This is a genomic window from Qipengyuania pelagi, from assembly GCF_009827295.1.
In the GTDB taxonomy this organism is placed as follows: domain Bacteria; phylum Pseudomonadota; class Alphaproteobacteria; order Sphingomonadales; family Sphingomonadaceae; genus Qipengyuania; species Qipengyuania pelagi.
The window spans coordinates 1,904,038-1,919,566 of record NZ_WTYD01000001.1; the positions used below are offsets into that span (position 1 = coordinate 1,904,038).

The window sequence follows — 15,529 nt, forward strand, 5'->3', positions numbered from 1 at the left end:
CGTAATTTGGGGCAGGGAAACATGCGCTTATGAATGCCTATTCTACCTTCACCGCGCCCTCGGAGCATGTCGAGGAAGGTCCGGTTGCGGCTGATATTTCGCATCCGCGCGTAGACAGTCTTGCGCAGGAAGAAACGGCCCTGTCTGCCTGGTTCATGCGCCAGTCTCTCGTCGCCCAGGCGAGGATCGCGTCGCTCTTCACGCTCGGCGGGGTCGTCAGTGTGGCGCTGGTCGGCCTTCTGGGGTTGAACAGTCCCGCGATCGCCGCCTTCGCCCCGCCCCTCATATTGATCCTGGCCACGACTGCCTGCATTCTGGGGTTCACGGCGCTGCGTTTCATCGAACAGCGCATCATCGCGCCGATCGAAGACCTGTCCAACGATCTTGCGCGCATGGCGAAGGGCGAAGCGGATGTTCGCCCCTGGCATACCGAACGAGCCGACCTCATCGGCGACATTGCACGATCGCTGGAAGCCTTTCGCGTCTCGCGCGAACAGCTTGACGCAAGTATCGCCGCTCGCGCTCAAAGCGATGCGGAGCGCGAGCGCGATCGTATCGACGCCGACAATCTTGCCCAGAGCGTCCGGCAGGAAATCGTCGAGGGTCTGCTGGTGCGCTTCCAGTCCTCGATCGGCGAAATCGTCCAGAGCGTCGCCGCGTCATCGACGCAATTGCAGTCGACCGCGAGGGAGATGTCAGCGACTCTCGAAGAGACGACCGTGCAGACCGACAAGGTCGCGCAATCGGTGCGCGATGCCCGCGGCGGGACCACCGCAGCCGCCGCCGCATCGGACGAATTCGCCATGTCGATCGGCGAAATCAGCCGCCAGGCCGCCAGCTCCGCCGAATTGGCGCGCCAGGCGAGCGATACGGCGGGCCACGCCGATCAGACCGTCTCGGATCTGCTCTCCTCCGCCGATCAGATCGGAGAGATTGTCGGACTGATTCATTCGATCGCACGGCGCACCAATCTGCTCGCCCTCAACGCCTCGATCGAGGCAGCACGCAGTGGCGAAGCGGGACGCGGCTTCGCCGTCGTGGCAAGCGAGGTCAAGGAGCTGGCCGCCCAGACCAGCCGCGCGACCGACAGCATAGCGAACCAGATCCGCGCCATTCAGGATTCGACCGGGGCCAGCGTTTCCGCGCTGCGGACGGTCAACGACCAGATCAAGCAGCTTGAATCGAGCGCGGTCTCGATCGCCTCCGCCGTCGATCAGCAGACACTGGCAGGCCAGGAACTGGCGCGCAGCATCGACACCGCAGCGCGCGGATCGGAGGAAGTGGCCGACCATGTCGATCGCGTCCGAACCAGAACAGCCGCGCACGGCATCGCAGCGAGCCAGGTCCTCAGTTCCGCCGACGAGCTGCAAAGCCAGGCCAACACGCTTCGCAGCAAGCTGGACAGCTTCATCACGGAAATCAGGGCGAGCGAGGGAAGCCGGGACGCCGCCTGACCTCCCCACGCCTGTGGCGTCAGCGTCCGTTTTCGGCGATCATTCCCACCAGTAAGGCAAGCGGCGCGCATCGCCGGTGACGACTTCGTTCATCGTGCGCGCGTCGTAGAGACGACCTCCCAGCATCACCCGCTCGATATCGTCCGAATTGCGGATATCCGCGCTCGGATCGGCGGTCAGGATGACCAGATCGGCCAGTTTCCCGACCTCCAGCGACCCGATATCGCGATCCATCCCCAACGAACGGGCCGATTCGATCGTGCCCGCGCGCAGCGACTGGATCGGCGTCATCCCCCCGCGCACGAAGCTCCACAATTCCCAATGGGCGGCAATGCCCGATTGCTGGCCGTGCGCCCCGATCGACACCTTGACGCCCCGCTCCGCCAGCTTCTTCGCTTCGCGCGCGGAATTGTCGTCGACGAAGGCCCATTCCGGCGCCTTGGTGCGGCGCGCCGTTTCGGCGAGCAGCATCCGCGGCGGAGTGTGCACCAGCAGCGGATTGTCGAACACGTCGGTCGCCTGGCGCCAATAGGGATCGGCGGCGAGCCCGCCATAGGTCACGACCAAAGTCGGCGTATAGTTCGTCTGGCTCTGGCTGAAGAATTGCAGCACGTCGTCATACATCACGTCGACCGGGATGTTGTGCTCAAGGGTCGAATTGCCGTCCGCGACGAGATTCAGGTCCATCCCGAACAGCGATCCGCCCTCGGCCACCACCAGCATATTCTCCGCCCGCGCGGCGGCGACAACCTGCTGGCGCTGTTCGCGGCGCGGCTGGTTGTAGTTCTTGACCGAGATGCCGCCCTGCGCCTTGATCCGGCGAATATGGGCGAGCGCGTCCTCGTACCCGTCGATCCGCGCATAGACGCTGGGTGCCTTGGCCCCGTAGATGATCTCGCCGGTCGAGAAGATGCGCGGGGCAAGCAAGGTGCCCGCCTTCTGCCGCTCCGCCGCAGCGAAGATCGAACTGGCGCTGGAGGACGGATCGTGGATCGTCGTCACCCCCATGGCCAGTTCCTGCACCGTGGACCAGTTCTGCTGCGGCACGAGGTCGCCGACGCCCTGCGGCCCGTGGGCATGTGCATCGACGAGGCCGGGCATGATGGTACGGCCCGCCGCATCGACCGTGCGTGCGCCGCTCGGCACCGGCGTGCTTGCCGCCGGGCCTATCGCCGCGATCCGGTCACCCTCGATCACGATGGTCCCGTTCTCGATCACGCCCGCATCATCGCCCGCCATGGTCAGGATGCGCGCACCGGTGATCGCGACCGTGCCGGTCGGCTTGGCGGCGCGCACGGTGCGCGCCAGCGAGATACCGGTTTCCGGGGGCACGAAACTCGGCGCGTCCTCGGACGCAGGCGCCCGGCGGAACATCGCGTCGGTGGTGGCGCGATACAGCACCGGCCCCATCGACCAGTAGACCGTCGATCCGTTATCGGCCCAGCCGATATAGTCCGCCCCGCCCTTGCTGGCCTTGACCACGGGCAGCGAGCTTGCCTTCTCGCCCACCGTCACCGCCTGGCCGCCGGGGAGGATCGGCACGACGAAGACTTCGTAATTCTGCTTGAAGGCGACATGCTCGCCCGTCGGCGAGACGCGGAAATCGTTGGCGAGGTCGCCCTGGGCGTGGACGCGCTTCGCCTCGCCGTTCATGTCCGTGGAGAGCAGCTGGAGATTGCCCCCCTCGCGCCCCATCATGAAGATGCGATCGTTCGCCGCGCCGAACTGCGGCACGCTGTTCCCGCGCGAGACGAGCTGCGGCGTGCCGCCATTGGCCGGGACGCGATAGACGCCCGCATTCTCCGAGAATTCCGGCGAGGTCAGATAGCCGCCCTCGCGCTTTTCGAACACGATGGTGCGCCCGTCAGGCGAGAACTGGGGCACGGCGTAATGGCCGCGCATTTCGGTGACGGTGCGCTGGTTGCGGCCGTTCGCGTCCAGAGTGACGATCTGGCCGAGCCCTTCGTCCGTCCAGCGCACATAGGCCAGCCGCTCGCCATCGCGCGACCAGGCGGGCCAGGCTTCGATCGCCTCGCTGTCATTCGTCAGTCGCCGCGCCTCGCCCCCGGTGGCAGGTTTGACGTAGAGCTTGCCGAGGCTTTCGAACACGATCCGGCGCCCATCGGGGGATAGCGCCGCGAATTTCGGGATCTTGGCCTCGAAACTGTCGGGCGATACCGGGATCACCGGATGGGGCGCATCGGCCACGCTGCGCGTATCGTCGATCACGAAGGGGATCACCCGCGCCTCGCCGCCCATGGCCGGGACGCGGCGCAATTTGCCGCCCGCCCAGAACACGATCTCGCGGCTGTCGGGCGTCCAGTCCATGCCGGGATAGACCCCGTAGACCGCCCAGGTTTCCTGCAGATCGAGGTCGAGCGAACCGTAGATCATCCGCTCCTCACCGCTCGAGAGGTCCTTGACCCAGAGCTGCGACTGGTCGCGATCGCGGCGCACGAAAGAGAGGTATTTCCCGTCCGGCGAAGGCTGCGGGCGGACCGATCCGCCATAGCCGGACACCGCCGTCGTCACCTCGCCCGTCGCCAGATCGTATTTCTCGATCTCGAACAGGCTCTGCTGCGAATCCTGCGCATACTGGAAGATCGCGCCGGGGCTGACATTGCGGGTGTAGTAGATCGCGCTGCCATCGGGCGCATAGACCGGCTCGCCCAATTCCTTCTGCAAGGCCTCGTTCGCGCGTTCGACCAGCGCGACGCCTCCGCCACCCGAAATGTGATAGAGCCAGACCTCGCCCGTGCCCGCCGAGCGTTCGGTGGTGAAATGCTTCTTCGCCGCGATATAGCGCCCGTCCGGGCTCCAGGTCGGCTGGTTGAGGAGGCGGAAATCCTCCTTCGTGACGCGCCGTTTGTCGGAGCCGTCGGCGTTCATCACCCAGATATTGTCGGCACCGTTCCGGTCCGAGGTGAAGGCGATCCGGCTGCCGTCTGGCGAGAAGCGCGGCTGGATTTCCCAGGCGAGACCTTCGGCGATCCGCGTGGGCCTGCCGCCCGCAATCGGCATGGTGTAGATATCGCCGAGAAGCGCGAAGGCGAGTGTGCGGCCGTCGGGCGAGACATCGACATCGATCCAGGTGCCTTCGTCGGTGCGGATCGGAACCTGCCGGATGGTGGCACCGCGCGGGTTGGTGATGTCCCACTTCTCCTCACCCGCACCCGGCGCGGCCTGCGGCACGGCGGGCGCCGCCTCCACCGCTTCGCCGGTGCCCTGCGCGGGCAGTTCCTCGTCGGACTGCGAGGCGTCGACCTCCTGCTCCTCGACCGGATTGGGCGAAGGCGTCGGCTGCTGCGCCTGCGCGAAGGCAGCTTGCGCGACGAACAGGCTGGCAAGAACGGTGGCGACGGTGGTTTTCATGTCTCTCTCCCCTGGGGTTGCCGCCGGTCTAGGCGCAGCGGGAAGAGATGCAAAGTCACTCGTCGATCTGCGCCAACAGCTGGTTCGCGCGGCTGAGATGTGGGCGATCGAGCATACCCTTGCGCCAGCCGATCGTGCCCGCGCCGGGATTGTCCGCGAACAATTGCACGATCTCGCGCGCTTCTGCGATTTCCTCCTCGCTCGGCGCGAAGGCGCGGTTGATCACCTCGACCTGCGCGGGATGGATCGCGAGCATCCCGCGATACCCGTCACGCTTGACCATGCGGGCGCGTTTCTCGAGACCGTCGAGATCGCGGAAATCGCCCATGATCGTTTCGATCGGCGTGACGCTGGCAGCCGCTGCGCCCAGCAGGCAGAGCGAGCGCGCCAGTTCGAACACCGGGCGATAGCTGCCGTCATCGTTCATGCTGTCCGCCGCGCCGAGCGAATCGGACAGATCCTCCGCCCCCCAGCTCATCGCGACGAGCCGCGGCGCACCGCGATAGTCGCCGGTCGTGAACATCGCCGCCGCGGTTTCGGTGACCAGCGCCATCACGGGCGTCGAGCCGGGTTCGATCCCATGGGCGCGTTCCCGCTCAGCAAGCAAAGCATCGAGCTGTTCGACATGATGACGCCCCTCGGCCTTGGGGAGAACGATCCCGCCCGGACGCGACGGCATGACGGCGTCGAGATCATCCGCCGTCCATTCTCCATCGAGCGGATTGATCCGCACCCACAGGCGGTCCCGATCCTGCTCGTTCGCGGTCAGGAATTCGGCGACCATCCGCCGCGCTTCGGGCTTGTTCGGGATCGCCACCGCGTCCTCGAGGTCGAGGATGACGATATCCGCCGCGCCGCCCGCCGCCTTTTCCATCTTGCGGGCGCTGTCGCCCGGGGCAAACAGCCATGAACGCATCTTGGAAGCGGCAGGGGCAGGCATGGCGGTCTCCGTGAAACTAGGGAGAACCGCCGCTATCAAGCGCGACCCTGCATGACCAGCCCGCGCCGCGTCGTCAGTCGGCAATCACGATCGATATGCGCCGGTTCCGCGGATCGGACGGATCGTCCTTGATCAGCGGTTCGGTGTCCGCGACGCCTTCGATCCGGCGGAAGCGCCCGTCCGCGACGCCCTGCCGCATCAGCGCCTGGCGCGTCGCCTCGGCCCGGCCCGCCGAGAGCGACCAATTGTTGACCTGGGTGGACTGGCGATATTTCAGCGAATCGGTGTGGCCGCGCACGATGACCTCGCCCATTTCGGGCGCCACGACCTCGCCGATCAGCGAGAGCAGGTCGCGCGCATCCGAAGTCAAAACCGTGGTGCCGAGCGAGAACATCGAGAAATCGGCATCGTCCACCAGATCGATCCTGATCCCCTCGGTCGTGTCGACCATGCGGACTTGGCGCATCAGCTTCTTCAGATGCTCTTTCTTCGCCAGCCGTTCCTGCGCCCGGTCCTGTATCCGCTTGATTTTGGCGGCGCCTTCCTTGGGCCCGCCGGTCGCGTCGCGCGGCACGGTCAGCGTCTTGGTGCCGGTCTGCCCTGCGGCATGGGGATAATTGTCGACATCGGTCAGCGACGATCCGCCGAGGATACCGTCCGCCCCGGCGCTCTGTTCCTTGGTCTTGACCAGAGTGGGCGTGAAATAGTCGGCGAGGCCCTTGCGCTGGTCCTCGGTGGTCGCACCGAGCAGCCACATCAGCAGGAAGAACGCCATCATCGCGGTCACGAAATCGGCATAGGCGACCTTCCAGGCGCCGCCGTGATGCCCGCCTTCGACGACGGTAATCTTCTTGACGATGATGGGGGCGGGATCGTTCCGCCCTGCGGCCTTGCTGGCCATGTCAGCGACCCCGGAGGGCGTCGAGCAGTTCGTTCAGGCCCGGTCGCACGTGATGGCCGAGGCCGGAACGGGCCGATTCCACGACCAGCGGCTGCGGATGGCCGTAGAGCGAGGCGATGATGACCTGCTTGACCGCGTGGAAGATCTGCTCGTCATGTTCCAGCACCTGCTTCAACCGCCCCGCGAGCGGGCTGACGATCCCGTAGGCGAGCAGAACGCCGAGGAAGGTGCCGACCAGCGCCGATCCGATCATCCCACCGAGGATTTCGGGCGGCTGGTCGATCGATCCCATGGTCTTCACCACCCCCAGCACGGCGGCGACGATGCCGAGCGCGGGCAGCGCGTCGGCCAGGTTCTGGAGCGCGTGCTGCGGCTCGTGCAATTCGTGGAAATGGGTCTTCATGGTGTTGTCCATGACCTCTTCCACCGCATGGACTTCCAGCGTGCCCGAAGACACGACCAGCAGCGTCAGCGTATCGCAGATCAACGCGACCAGCGGCTTGTTCGCCAGAAGCGCGGGATAGGCACCGAAGATCGTCGACTTGTCGGGTTCGGTGACATGGCTTTCCAGCGCGACGGGGCCGTCGTTCTTGAGCAGCTTCATGAGCTGGCTGGTCAGGGCGATGGCGTCGATATGATCCTGCTTGGTGTGCTGGGGCCCCTTGAAGATCAGCTTGAAGGAACGCCCGATGGCTTTGAGCGAATCCATCGAATTGCCCGCCACCAGCGCGCCGATCGCAGCGCCACCGATAATGAGCATTTCGTGCGGAACGGCGTGCATCACGGGGCCGAGGGCACCGCCGGTCAGGGCGAACCCGCCGAACACCATCAAGAGCAGAATGACTATTCCGGCTGCTGCAAACACGTCTGAGACCCCCTGATTGTCGTACGGACCGCGATCAGCGGATCATGGAAAAGAGCGAAAGATTGGCGAGCTTCACGAAACTCGCCTGGGTGGCTTCGAGCACGGTCAGCGTTTCCTGAAGCCGCGTCATGGTGAGTGCGATGTCCGCCCCGCCGACATCGCCCTTTTCGGAGGCGACGCGTTCGGAATTCTTCTCGCGCCGCTCGTCCATCAGGTCGACCCAGTTCAGCCGCGAACCGATAACGGTCTGCGCGGTGGTGACCTTTTCGAGCCCCACGTCGAGCGATCCGAGCGCAGCGGAGCTGGCATCGGCAGCCGCCGTGCCGCCGGCGGCCAGCGCTGCCGCCAGATTGCCGAGCACCTGGAACAGATCGGTCGGGCCGTTGGCGTCGGAGAAGTTGAAGATCTCCGGCCCTGTCAGGCCGGGCGTGACCGACTGGCCCTCTCCGATCTCGAGCGGATCGACCGCATTCGTCCCCACGAAGGTCGCCACGCCATTGATGTTTTCGTAAGCCGCTCCGCGTGCCTGCCCGCCCAGCAGCGCATGGCCGGCGGCATTCCGGCCGTTCGCGAGCAGCAGCAGATTCTCTTGGAGGCTATCGATCTCGGTTCCGATCGCGGCGCGCTGTTCGTCGCTCAAGGTCTGGTTCGAGCCCTGGAGAGCGAGTTCGCGCACGCGGATCACGATATCGGCAACCGAATTGAGCGCCTGGTCGGTCAGTTGCAGGTCCGCCTGGGCGAGCTGCGAATTGCGATTGTCGACTTCGGCCAGACGCTCGCCGCGCGCCAATGTGCGCAAGCGGGCGGCAGCCACCGGATCGTCGGATGATCGTTCCAAGCGCTCGCCGCTGCCGATCATCTTCTGCAGGGATTCGGCGCGCGAGCGCAGCGTTCCGATCTGGCTCCCACTGCGTTCGTAAAAGGCCCCGGTGCTAAGATTGATCATCGGCCGATTCCCAGCAGAGTGTCGAAGATGTCGCTGGCGGTCTGCATCGCGCGGCCCGAAGCCTGGAAGGCCTGCTGGAAGCGGATGAGATTGGCCGCCTCGGCGTCGAGATCGACACCGGATTGCTGTACGAGCGAAATGCGCGCGGTCGACGCGATGGTCTCCAGCGCATTCTGCGTGACGGTGCGGCCCGCGACCTTGCTCGATACGTCGAACAGCAGGCTGCTGACGCCCTGGATCGGATCGTCCGCCTTCAACGCCTGGCGAAGCGCCTCGAGATTGCCGGGATCGCGGCTGCCCGCAGGCGAACCGGCCGGCGCAGTGGCGAGACCGTTTCCGCTCTGAAGTACGACCTTCAGCGTACCCGCCGTAGTGCCGGAGAACAGCGGCTGGCCAGGCGATCCGTCGAGCGCGGCGCCGTTTGCCTGCGCGGCGTTCAGCGTGGTCGCGAAGGATTCGGCGAGCTTGTCGAGGCGACTGCGCACATTGGCGAGTTCGGTCAGCGCGAGATTGGCCCCGCCCAAGCTGCCACTGGTCGGCTTCATATCCTGCCCGTCGATATCGAAGGTCAGGGTTCCGTCGGCGGCGGTTGCGATCGTCAGTTGGGAGCTCGTGCCACCGTTGACGAAGCTGCGCGCCGGATCGCCGAGCGAGACCGCCACGGTCCCGTCGGCGGCGAAGCTGGTGGTGACGGACGTCAGGCCCGAAAGCTTTTCCAGCATCAGATCGCGCTGGTCGAGCAGCGAGGCGCGATCGCTCGACCCCGGCCCGGCGCGGTTCATGCGCAGATTGATCCGTGCGATTTCCTGGCCGATGATATTGGCTTCGCTGACCTCGGCCACGGCATCGAATTGAAGGCCGTCGCGCACGGCATCGAAACCGTTGGCGGTGATGTTGAACTTGCTGGCCAGCGTTTCCGCCTCGCCCAGCACCGCGGCACGGCGCGCGGGATCGACGGGATCGCCCGCCAATTGCTGCAACGACGCTTCGAATTCGACCATCGCATCGTAGACGCCCGACTGCTCGAGCGCGGTTTCCATGTTGCTGAGGCCCTTCAGCTCGACATTGGCGCGGGCCAGATCGCCGCCGGTGCGGCGAACCTCGCCCTGGAGAAACGGATCGGCATTGCGCCGGATCTCGGCAATACGCGCGCCCGAAAGCGAGATGTCGCCCACCCGGCCCACCCCGCCGGCAGCCGAGACCTCCTCAAGGCGCAGGCTGCGGCGCGTATAGCCGTCGCTCGACGCGTTGGCGATGTTCTGCGCCGTCACGTCGAGCGCGCCGCGCGCCGCGCGGGCGCCGCTGACTGCAATGGAGAGGAGGTCTGATGCCATCAGTCGTCATCCCGGGGCAGGAAGCGGGAGAGCTGGCGCTCGATCGCTTCGGCGAAACCAAGTTGTCCCGATTGCGAGACGATATCGGCGAATTGCGAATCACGCATTTCCGCAAAGGTCTTTTCGCCTTCACCGCCGAATAAATCGTTACCGCCGAAATCCGTGGCGCGGGCGCTGGACAGCATCTGGCGCAGGAGGATCGCCTCGAAAGCCTGCGCGGCTTCCTTCAGGCCTTCCTCGGGAGGCTTGACCTGATCGATCGTCGACAGCGGTTTCGCCGCCGGGGAGAGGCCGATCGGGCTCATATGATCACCAGTTCCGCGGTCAGCGACCCGGCCTGCTTCAACCCTTCGAGGATCGCGACCAGATCGGCGGGGCTGGCGCCCAGCGCGTTCAGCGCGTCGACCACCTCGGCGAGCGAGGCGCCCGGACCGATCCCGGTGACGTAGCTGCCTTCCTGGCGCGCGGTGATCGTCGTATCGTCCTGGATCGCGGTCTGACCGTTCCCGAAGGGCGCAGGCTGGACGATCTGCGGGTTCTCGTCGATCCGCACCACCAGGCTGCCATGGCTGATCGCGGCAGGCGCGAGGCGCACGGCGCTGGAAATCACGATCGTGCCCGTGCGGCTGTTGATGACGACCTTGGCGGCGCGTTCGGCGGGCGAGACGTCGAGCATCTCGATCGCGGCCATCAGCCCGGCGCGGGTGTCCGCTCCGGTCGGCATGGCGAGCGCCAGCGTCACCCCGTCCTCGATCCGCGCCATCCCCGGATAGGCGGCGTTGATCGCATCGCGCACCCGCGTCATGGTCATGAAGTCCGCCTGGAACAGGTTCCAGCGCAGAACCTCGCTGAAGTCGAAATTGCTGGCGACGGCGGCTTCGACGGTGGCCCCGTCGGCGATACGGCCCACGGTGGGGACGTTCACGGTCAGCTTGGAGCCGTCCTGGCCCGACACGCCCAGTCCGCCCACGGCGAGGTTGCCCTGCGCCATGGCGTAGACCTGTCCGTCCGCGCCGTAGAGCGGGGTCATGATCAGCGCCCCGCCGCGCAAGCTCTTGGCCTTGCCCATGGTCGACACGGTCACGTCGATCCGCTGGCCCGGCTTGGCAAAGGCGGGCAGTTCGGCGGTGATGATGACGGCCGCCGCATTCTTCAGCGCGGGATTGACGCCGGGGGGCAATTGCAGCCCCAACCGCCCGGAAACGCCGCGCATGGCCTGTGTCAGATAGGCGAAATTGTCGTCACCCGACCCATCGAGGCCGACGACAATGCCATACCCCGTCAGCTGGTTCGAGCGCACGGAATGGAACTGGCCGAGGTCGCGCACGCGCTCCGCCATGGCAGGAACCGGCATCAGCGCGGCGATCGCGGCGAGGACGAGGAGGAGCTTGCGGATCATGGGGAATTTCATCTCCGGCCTCCTCAGAACGGGGTCACGACGGAGAAGAAGCGCGACAGCCAGCCCGGACGGCCCGAACGCTGGACGGCGCCGGCTCCCGAATAGGCGATGCGGGCATCGGCGACACGGATGGAGGGGACGCGATTGTCCTGGTCGATATCGGCCAGGCGGACGATGCCGGACAATTGCACCCACTCCTCTCCCTGGCTCAGTTTCATCAGCTTTTCCCCGCGCACCAGGGCCGTTCCATTGGGACGGACCTCGGCGATGGTGACAGTCAGGTCGGCCCGGATCGAACTTGCCTGCGATGCGTCCCCTGCCCCTTTGAACGACGCATTGGCGCCCGCATTAAGGTCGGCCGGGTCGATGGGCACGAAGGCGGGCAGGTCTAGGCTGGCGCTGCCGCCGCGCTTGGTGTTGCCGCTGGCCGACTTGCTGGTCTGGGTGCGTTCGACGAGAACCACGGTGATGAGATCGCCCACGCGCGAGGCGCGGTTGCCGTAATAGAGCGGCGCGTAACCGGCGCTGGCATTGTAGATCGCCCCGTCGCCCGACGCGACATAGGATGGCGGCGCGGGCGGCGGCGGCAGGGCCGCCTCGAACCCGACAGGACGCGCATCGACACCCCCACAAGCGGCGCACAAAAGCGCCAGCGGCAGAGCAAGGACGGAGGCTTTGACGGGGGCGTTCATTGGGCTGGTCCTCACAGGGTCTGGTTGGCGTTGCGCAGCATCTCGTCGACGGCGGAAACCATCTTCGAGCTGATTTCGTAGGCTCGCTGGCATTCGATCATCTCGACGAGTTCCTCGACGATGTTGACGTTCGATCCTTCGAGCATCCCCTGACGGATATTGCCGCGCCCGGCTTCGCCGCCCGGCCCGAGTTCGGCAGCGCCGCTGGCCCCGGTCTCGACGAGGAAATTGTCGCCGATCGCCTGGAGACCCGCCGGATTGGTGAAGCGCGCGACCTGGATCTGGCCGAGTTCCACCGGCTCCCCTTCGCCCGCAAGCGTGGCGGAGACGATACCGTCGGGCGAGACCGAGATCGCGGTCGAGCCTTCGGGTACGGTGATCGCAGGCTGGACGGCGTAACCCTGCTGGGTGACCAGCTGGCCTTCCGCCGACAGGGTGAAATCGCCCGCGCGGGTGTAGGCGGTGCGTCCGCCCGGCATTTCGATCTGGAAATAGCCGTCACCGTCCAGCGCCAGGTCGAAGGCGTTCGACGTGGTGTTGAGCGTACCCTGCGTCATGATCTGGCTGGTCGACTGGACCGCGACACCGGTGCCCAGATTGAGGCCGGTGGCATAGGCCGTCTCGCCCGAGCTGCGCTGGCCCGCGACGCGCGCGTCCTGATAGGCGAGCGTGGCGAAATTCGCGCGGTCGCGCTTGAAACCCGTGGTGCCGACGTTCGCCAGATTGTTGGCGATGACCCGCATACGCGAATCCTGCGCTTCGAGGCCGGTGCGGGCGACTTGGAGTGCGGAAGTGGGCATGGTCTAATCCCTTTTCGTTTAACCGAGGCGCATCAGTTGCGCGCCGCTCTGGTCGAGATCCTTGGCGGTGGAGAGGAGCTTGCTGCGCATCGCGAACAGGCGCTGCGCATCGATCATATCGACCAGGACCTCGGTCGATTTGACGTTGGACTGTTCGAGCGCGCCGACTTGCACCGTCGCTTCCTCGTCGGTCGGCAGGATGCCGCCGCCTTCGACGCGGAACAGGCCGTCGAGGCCCTTGGCGATCGGCGAGCCCTGCCAGGTGGCGAGCTTGATGCGGCCGACCTCGGCGGGCGGCGCGTCGGGCGCGGCGAGGTTGGCGACGGTGATCGTCCCATCGGGCGAAATCTGCGGATTGGCGCCGGGCGGGATCGTGATCGGGCCGGTATCGCCCATCACCGTGCGCCCGTCGCCATTGACGAGCAGGCCGGTGGCCGAGATCGAAAGATCGCCGCGGCGGGTATAGGCTTCGGTTCCGTCCTCCGCCTGCACGGCCATCAAGGCTTCGTTCGCGATCGCGATATCGAGTGCCTTGCCGGTTTCGATGAATTCGCCCTGCGCCATGTCCGCACCGCGCACGGCGGCGGTCTGCATGGCGCGCGCCTCGTCGGGCATCCCCTTCAGAGTGACGGGCCTCTGGTCGAGCAGTTCCGCGCGGAAGCCGAGCGTGTTGGCGTTCGCCATGTTGCTGGCGACCACGCGCTGGCGATCCATCGAGGCTCTCATGCCGGACAAGGCGGTGTAGATCAGGCGATCCATTGCAATTCTCCGATTGCGGGAGCCCGGTCAGCCGGGCTCCCGCGAAGGATCAGGTCCGCAGGTTGATGACGGTCTGAGAGATCTGGGTGGCGGTATCGATCGCCTTGGCATTCGCCTGGAAGTTGCGCTGGGCGGTAATCAGCCCGACCAGTTCTTCCGCGATATCGACGTTCGAACGCTCGAGCGCGCCCGAGGCGATCTTCCCGTACGCACCCGAACCACCCGTCCCGTAATTGGCCCCGCCGGAAAGGCCGGTGGCGACCCAGTTGGCGTCCCCGATCTTCTTGAGGCCGTTGGGCGAGATGAACGAGCCAAGCGCGATCGCACCGACCGGTTCCGACGTCCCGTCGGCATAGGAGGCCGAGACGGTGCCGACCTTATCGACGGTCACGCCGACGAAATCGGATCCATTGGCGTTCTGTGCGGGCAGCACCGCATCCTGAAGCGTGTTGCCGGTGACCGCCCCGTTCGCATCGACGGGGAAGAGTTGCAGCTTGTTGTTGCCCGAGTCCACGATCTCGCCCTGGCCGTTCAGCGTGAACGAGCCGGCGCGGGTATATTGCGTGGTGTTGTCGATCGGCGAGCGGGTGGTGAAGAACCCGTCACCGGTGATCGCGAGGTCGAGCGCGGAGCCGGTCTGTTCCACCGGGCCGAGCGAGAAGTTCTGCGTGATCGACTTCACCGAGGCGCCGATGCCCTGGATCATCTTGGGATTGCTGAGCGAAGTCCCGGCGACGATTTCGGAAAACTCGGTGCGGCTCCGCTTGAAGCCGTAGGTTTCCGAGTTTGCGATATTGTGGGCGATGGTGCCGAGCGAGGTCTGCGCGTTCTTGAGACCGTTCAGCGAGGTATAGAAGGACATGGACGATACTCCTTTAAGATAGGGGGCGGCGCAAAGGCCGGGAAAAGGTCAGGCGGCAGTCTGTGCGGATTTCGTGGTGTCGATCAGCTGGTCGAGCTTCTTGGCGATCATCTCGAGCTGGGCGTTGGTTTCGGCCGATCCGGCAAGCGCGGAAAACTGGGCCATCTGCGCCAGCATGTCCTTGTTATCGACCGGGTCGAAAGGGTCCTGCTGCTGCATCTGCACGGTCAGCAATTTGAGGAAATCACCCTGGCCGAGCGAATCCATGCCGCGGCCCTGGGTCTGGCCCAAACCGCTGGATGCCGCGTTCGAGATCGCGGGGTTGTTCAAGATGGCGACCATTATTTCATCCTCATCGTTTCAAGCATCAGCTGCTTGGCGGTCGAGAGGGCCTCGACCATGTTGGAATACTGGCGCGAGGCTTCGAGCATCTCGACCATCTCGGCGTTCTCATCGACCGGGGCTTCCCAGACATCGCCGTTCTCGTCGGCCAAGGGATGGCCCGGATCGTGGCGGCGGATCGGCGCGACATCTTCACGCACCACCCCGCCGACGCGGACCGAGGACATCCCCGTCGCGGTGTTCAGTTCCTCGGCGAAGACGGTGCGCATCGGGCGATAGGCCTGCGCCTCGCTGCCCGCGACCGAACCCGCATTGGCGAGGTTGGACGCCGCCGTATTCATGCGCACGAGCTGTGCGGACATGGCGCGATGGCCCATGTCGAAGAAGGAGGTGGGACCGGGCATCTCTTATTCTCCCCTGATCGCGCGAGTCACGGTTTCGACCCGTCCGCGCAGGAAGTTGAGCGTGGCGGTGTAGGCGACGGCGTTTTCCGCGAACGCGGTCTGCTCGGTCGCCATTTCGACGGTATTGCCATCGAGGCTCGCCATGGTGGGGATGCGATATTTGACCGCGCCCTCGCTGGCCCGCTCGGCCTCGACGCCGCCGAGCCGCGCCTGAAGCGCGCTGCCGAAATCGACGTCGCGCGCCTTGTAGCCGGGTGTGGCGGCATTCGCGATGTTGGAGCCGAGCACGCTCATGCGCTGCGACCGGATTTCCAGGGCGGCGCCGTGGATACCGAACAGTCCTTCGCTCATATGTGCCTCCCGATACTGCCCGGACGATCCAGGCGCGATTGATTGCGCGAAAGGGGTAAGCAACAGGCGTGCCAAAACCGCCAAGGGGGTCCCGAGGCGGCAAGCCGG

Annotated in this window: 16 protein-coding genes; 1 reads left to right on the forward strand and 15 read right to left on the reverse strand. The window is 65.8% G+C overall.

Annotated elements, in window-relative coordinates:
• Nucleotides 1-29: 29 nt before the first annotated feature.
• Complete coding sequence (locus GRI47_RS09345) at nucleotides 30-1,454, forward strand: methyl-accepting chemotaxis protein (RefSeq protein WP_160660975.1); 1,425 nt, start codon at nucleotides 30-32, stop codon at nucleotides 1,452-1,454.
• A 39-nt stretch (nucleotides 1,455-1,493) separates the two neighbouring features.
• Here GRI47_RS09345 and GRI47_RS09350 read toward each other — a convergent pair whose 3' ends face one another.
• From GRI47_RS09350 to flgB, 15 genes are all read right to left on the reverse strand, one after another.
• The gene (locus GRI47_RS09350; RefSeq protein ID WP_160660976.1) at nucleotides 1,494-4,826 is read right to left on the reverse strand and encodes an amidohydrolase family protein; all 3,333 of its coding nucleotides are present in this window, start codon (nucleotides 4,824-4,826) and stop codon (nucleotides 1,494-1,496) included.
• 55 nt (nucleotides 4,827-4,881) lie between these two features.
• Nucleotides 4,882-5,766 carry an HpcH/HpaI aldolase/citrate lyase family protein gene (locus tag GRI47_RS09355; protein WP_160660977.1) on the reverse strand — a complete coding sequence of 295 codons (885 nt, stop codon included), beginning with the start codon at nucleotides 5,764-5,766 and terminating at the stop codon, nucleotides 4,882-4,884.
• 73 nt (nucleotides 5,767-5,839) lie between these two features.
• Nucleotides 5,840-6,667 carry a flagellar motor protein MotB gene (locus GRI47_RS09360; RefSeq protein WP_160660978.1) on the reverse strand — a complete coding sequence of 276 codons (828 nt, stop codon included), beginning with the start codon at nucleotides 6,665-6,667 and terminating at the stop codon, nucleotides 5,840-5,842.
• A 1-nt stretch (nucleotide 6,668) separates the two neighbouring features.
• On the reverse strand, nucleotides 6,669-7,532 hold the full coding sequence (gene motA / locus GRI47_RS09365) for a flagellar motor stator protein MotA (RefSeq protein ID WP_160660979.1): 864 nt from the start codon (nucleotides 7,530-7,532) through the stop codon (nucleotides 6,669-6,671).
• Nucleotides 7,533-7,566: 34 nt separating this feature from the next.
• A complete protein-coding gene (locus tag GRI47_RS09370; RefSeq protein ID WP_160660980.1) occupies nucleotides 7,567-8,478 on the reverse strand; it encodes a flagellin N-terminal helical domain-containing protein in 912 nt (303 codons plus the stop codon).
• The gene (flgK, locus tag GRI47_RS09375; RefSeq protein WP_160660981.1) at nucleotides 8,475-9,812 is read right to left on the reverse strand and encodes a flagellar hook-associated protein FlgK; all 1,338 of its coding nucleotides are present in this window, start codon (nucleotides 9,810-9,812) and stop codon (nucleotides 8,475-8,477) included. Before flgK ends, GRI47_RS09370 begins: the two co-directional genes overlap by 4 nt.
• Nucleotides 9,812-10,117 carry a rod-binding protein gene (locus GRI47_RS09380; protein ID WP_160660982.1) on the reverse strand — a complete coding sequence of 102 codons (306 nt, stop codon included), beginning with the start codon at nucleotides 10,115-10,117 and terminating at the stop codon, nucleotides 9,812-9,814. Before GRI47_RS09380 ends, flgK begins: the two co-directional genes overlap by 1 nt.
• On the reverse strand, nucleotides 10,114-11,211 hold the full coding sequence (locus tag GRI47_RS09385; protein ID WP_160661404.1) for a flagellar basal body P-ring protein FlgI: 1,098 nt from the start codon (nucleotides 11,209-11,211) through the stop codon (nucleotides 10,114-10,116). Before GRI47_RS09385 ends, GRI47_RS09380 begins: the two co-directional genes overlap by 4 nt.
• Before the next feature lie 23 nt (nucleotides 11,212-11,234).
• Complete coding sequence (locus tag GRI47_RS09390) at nucleotides 11,235-11,903, reverse strand: flagellar basal body L-ring protein FlgH (protein WP_160660983.1); 669 nt, start codon at nucleotides 11,901-11,903, stop codon at nucleotides 11,235-11,237.
• An 11-nt stretch (nucleotides 11,904-11,914) separates the two neighbouring features.
• Nucleotides 11,915-12,703: a flagellar basal-body rod protein FlgG gene (flgG, locus tag GRI47_RS09395; RefSeq protein ID WP_067682169.1), complete on the reverse strand. Its 789-nt coding sequence runs from the start codon at nucleotides 12,701-12,703 to the stop codon at nucleotides 11,915-11,917.
• Nucleotides 12,704-12,721: 18 nt separating this feature from the next.
• On the reverse strand, nucleotides 12,722-13,462 hold the full coding sequence (locus GRI47_RS09400) for a flagellar basal body rod protein FlgF (RefSeq protein WP_160660984.1): 741 nt from the start codon (nucleotides 13,460-13,462) through the stop codon (nucleotides 12,722-12,724).
• Between the two features lie 49 nt (nucleotides 13,463-13,511).
• Complete coding sequence (locus GRI47_RS09405) at nucleotides 13,512-14,324, reverse strand: flagellar hook-basal body complex protein (protein ID WP_160660985.1); 813 nt, start codon at nucleotides 14,322-14,324, stop codon at nucleotides 13,512-13,514.
• Nucleotides 14,325-14,372: 48 nt separating this feature from the next.
• The gene (locus GRI47_RS09410) at nucleotides 14,373-14,666 is read right to left on the reverse strand and encodes a flagellar hook assembly protein FlgD (RefSeq protein ID WP_160660986.1); all 294 of its coding nucleotides are present in this window, start codon (nucleotides 14,664-14,666) and stop codon (nucleotides 14,373-14,375) included.
• Nucleotides 14,666-15,070 (reverse strand): flagellar basal body rod protein FlgC, encoded by a 405-nt coding sequence (gene flgC / locus GRI47_RS09415; protein ID WP_160660987.1) that lies wholly within the window; start codon nucleotides 15,068-15,070, stop codon nucleotides 14,666-14,668. The genes GRI47_RS09410 and flgC overlap by 1 nt, the downstream gene beginning before the upstream one ends.
• 3 nt (nucleotides 15,071-15,073) lie before the next feature.
• On the reverse strand, nucleotides 15,074-15,421 hold the full coding sequence (flgB, locus tag GRI47_RS09420) for a flagellar basal body rod protein FlgB (RefSeq protein ID WP_067682945.1): 348 nt from the start codon (nucleotides 15,419-15,421) through the stop codon (nucleotides 15,074-15,076).
• Nucleotides 15,422-15,529 lie beyond the last annotated feature (108 nt).

What these genes read in the sequence shown, in the direction of transcription:
- GRI47_RS09345 (WP_160660975.1), top strand. Translation starts at nt 30, where the DNA reads ATGAATGCCTATTCTACCTTCACCGCGCCCTCGGAGCATGTCGAGGAA.
- GRI47_RS09350 (WP_160660976.1), bottom strand. Translation starts at nt 4,826, where the DNA reads ATGAAAACCACCGTCGCCACCGTTCTTGCCAGCCTGTTCGTCGCGCAA.
- GRI47_RS09355 (WP_160660977.1), bottom strand. Translation starts at nt 5,766, where the DNA reads ATGCCTGCCCCTGCCGCTTCCAAGATGCGTTCATGGCTGTTTGCCCCG.
- GRI47_RS09360 (WP_160660978.1), bottom strand. Translation starts at nt 6,667, where the DNA reads ATGGCCAGCAAGGCCGCAGGGCGGAACGATCCCGCCCCCATCATCGTC.
- GRI47_RS09370 (WP_160660980.1), bottom strand. Translation starts at nt 8,478, where the DNA reads ATGATCAATCTTAGCACCGGGGCCTTTTACGAACGCAGTGGGAGCCAG.
- flgK (WP_160660981.1), bottom strand. Translation starts at nt 9,812, where the DNA reads ATGGCATCAGACCTCCTCTCCATTGCAGTCAGCGGCGCCCGCGCGGCG.
- GRI47_RS09380 (WP_160660982.1), bottom strand. Translation starts at nt 10,117, where the DNA reads ATGAGCCCGATCGGCCTCTCCCCGGCGGCGAAACCGCTGTCGACGATC.
- GRI47_RS09385 (WP_160661404.1), bottom strand. Translation starts at nt 11,211, where the DNA reads ATGATCCGCAAGCTCCTCCTCGTCCTCGCCGCGATCGCCGCGCTGATG.
- GRI47_RS09390 (WP_160660983.1), bottom strand. Translation starts at nt 11,903, where the DNA reads ATGAACGCCCCCGTCAAAGCCTCCGTCCTTGCTCTGCCGCTGGCGCTT.
- flgG (WP_067682169.1), bottom strand. Translation starts at nt 12,703, where the DNA reads ATGCCCACTTCCGCACTCCAAGTCGCCCGCACCGGCCTCGAAGCGCAG.
- GRI47_RS09400 (WP_160660984.1), bottom strand. Translation starts at nt 13,462, where the DNA reads ATGGATCGCCTGATCTACACCGCCTTGTCCGGCATGAGAGCCTCGATG.
- GRI47_RS09405 (WP_160660985.1), bottom strand. Translation starts at nt 14,324, where the DNA reads ATGTCCTTCTATACCTCGCTGAACGGTCTCAAGAACGCGCAGACCTCG.
- GRI47_RS09410 (WP_160660986.1), bottom strand. Translation starts at nt 14,666, where the DNA reads ATGGTCGCCATCTTGAACAACCCCGCGATCTCGAACGCGGCATCCAGC.
- flgC (WP_160660987.1), bottom strand. Translation starts at nt 15,070, where the DNA reads ATGCCCGGTCCCACCTCCTTCTTCGACATGGGCCATCGCGCCATGTCC.
- flgB (WP_067682945.1), bottom strand. Translation starts at nt 15,421, where the DNA reads ATGAGCGAAGGACTGTTCGGTATCCACGGCGCCGCCCTGGAAATCCGG.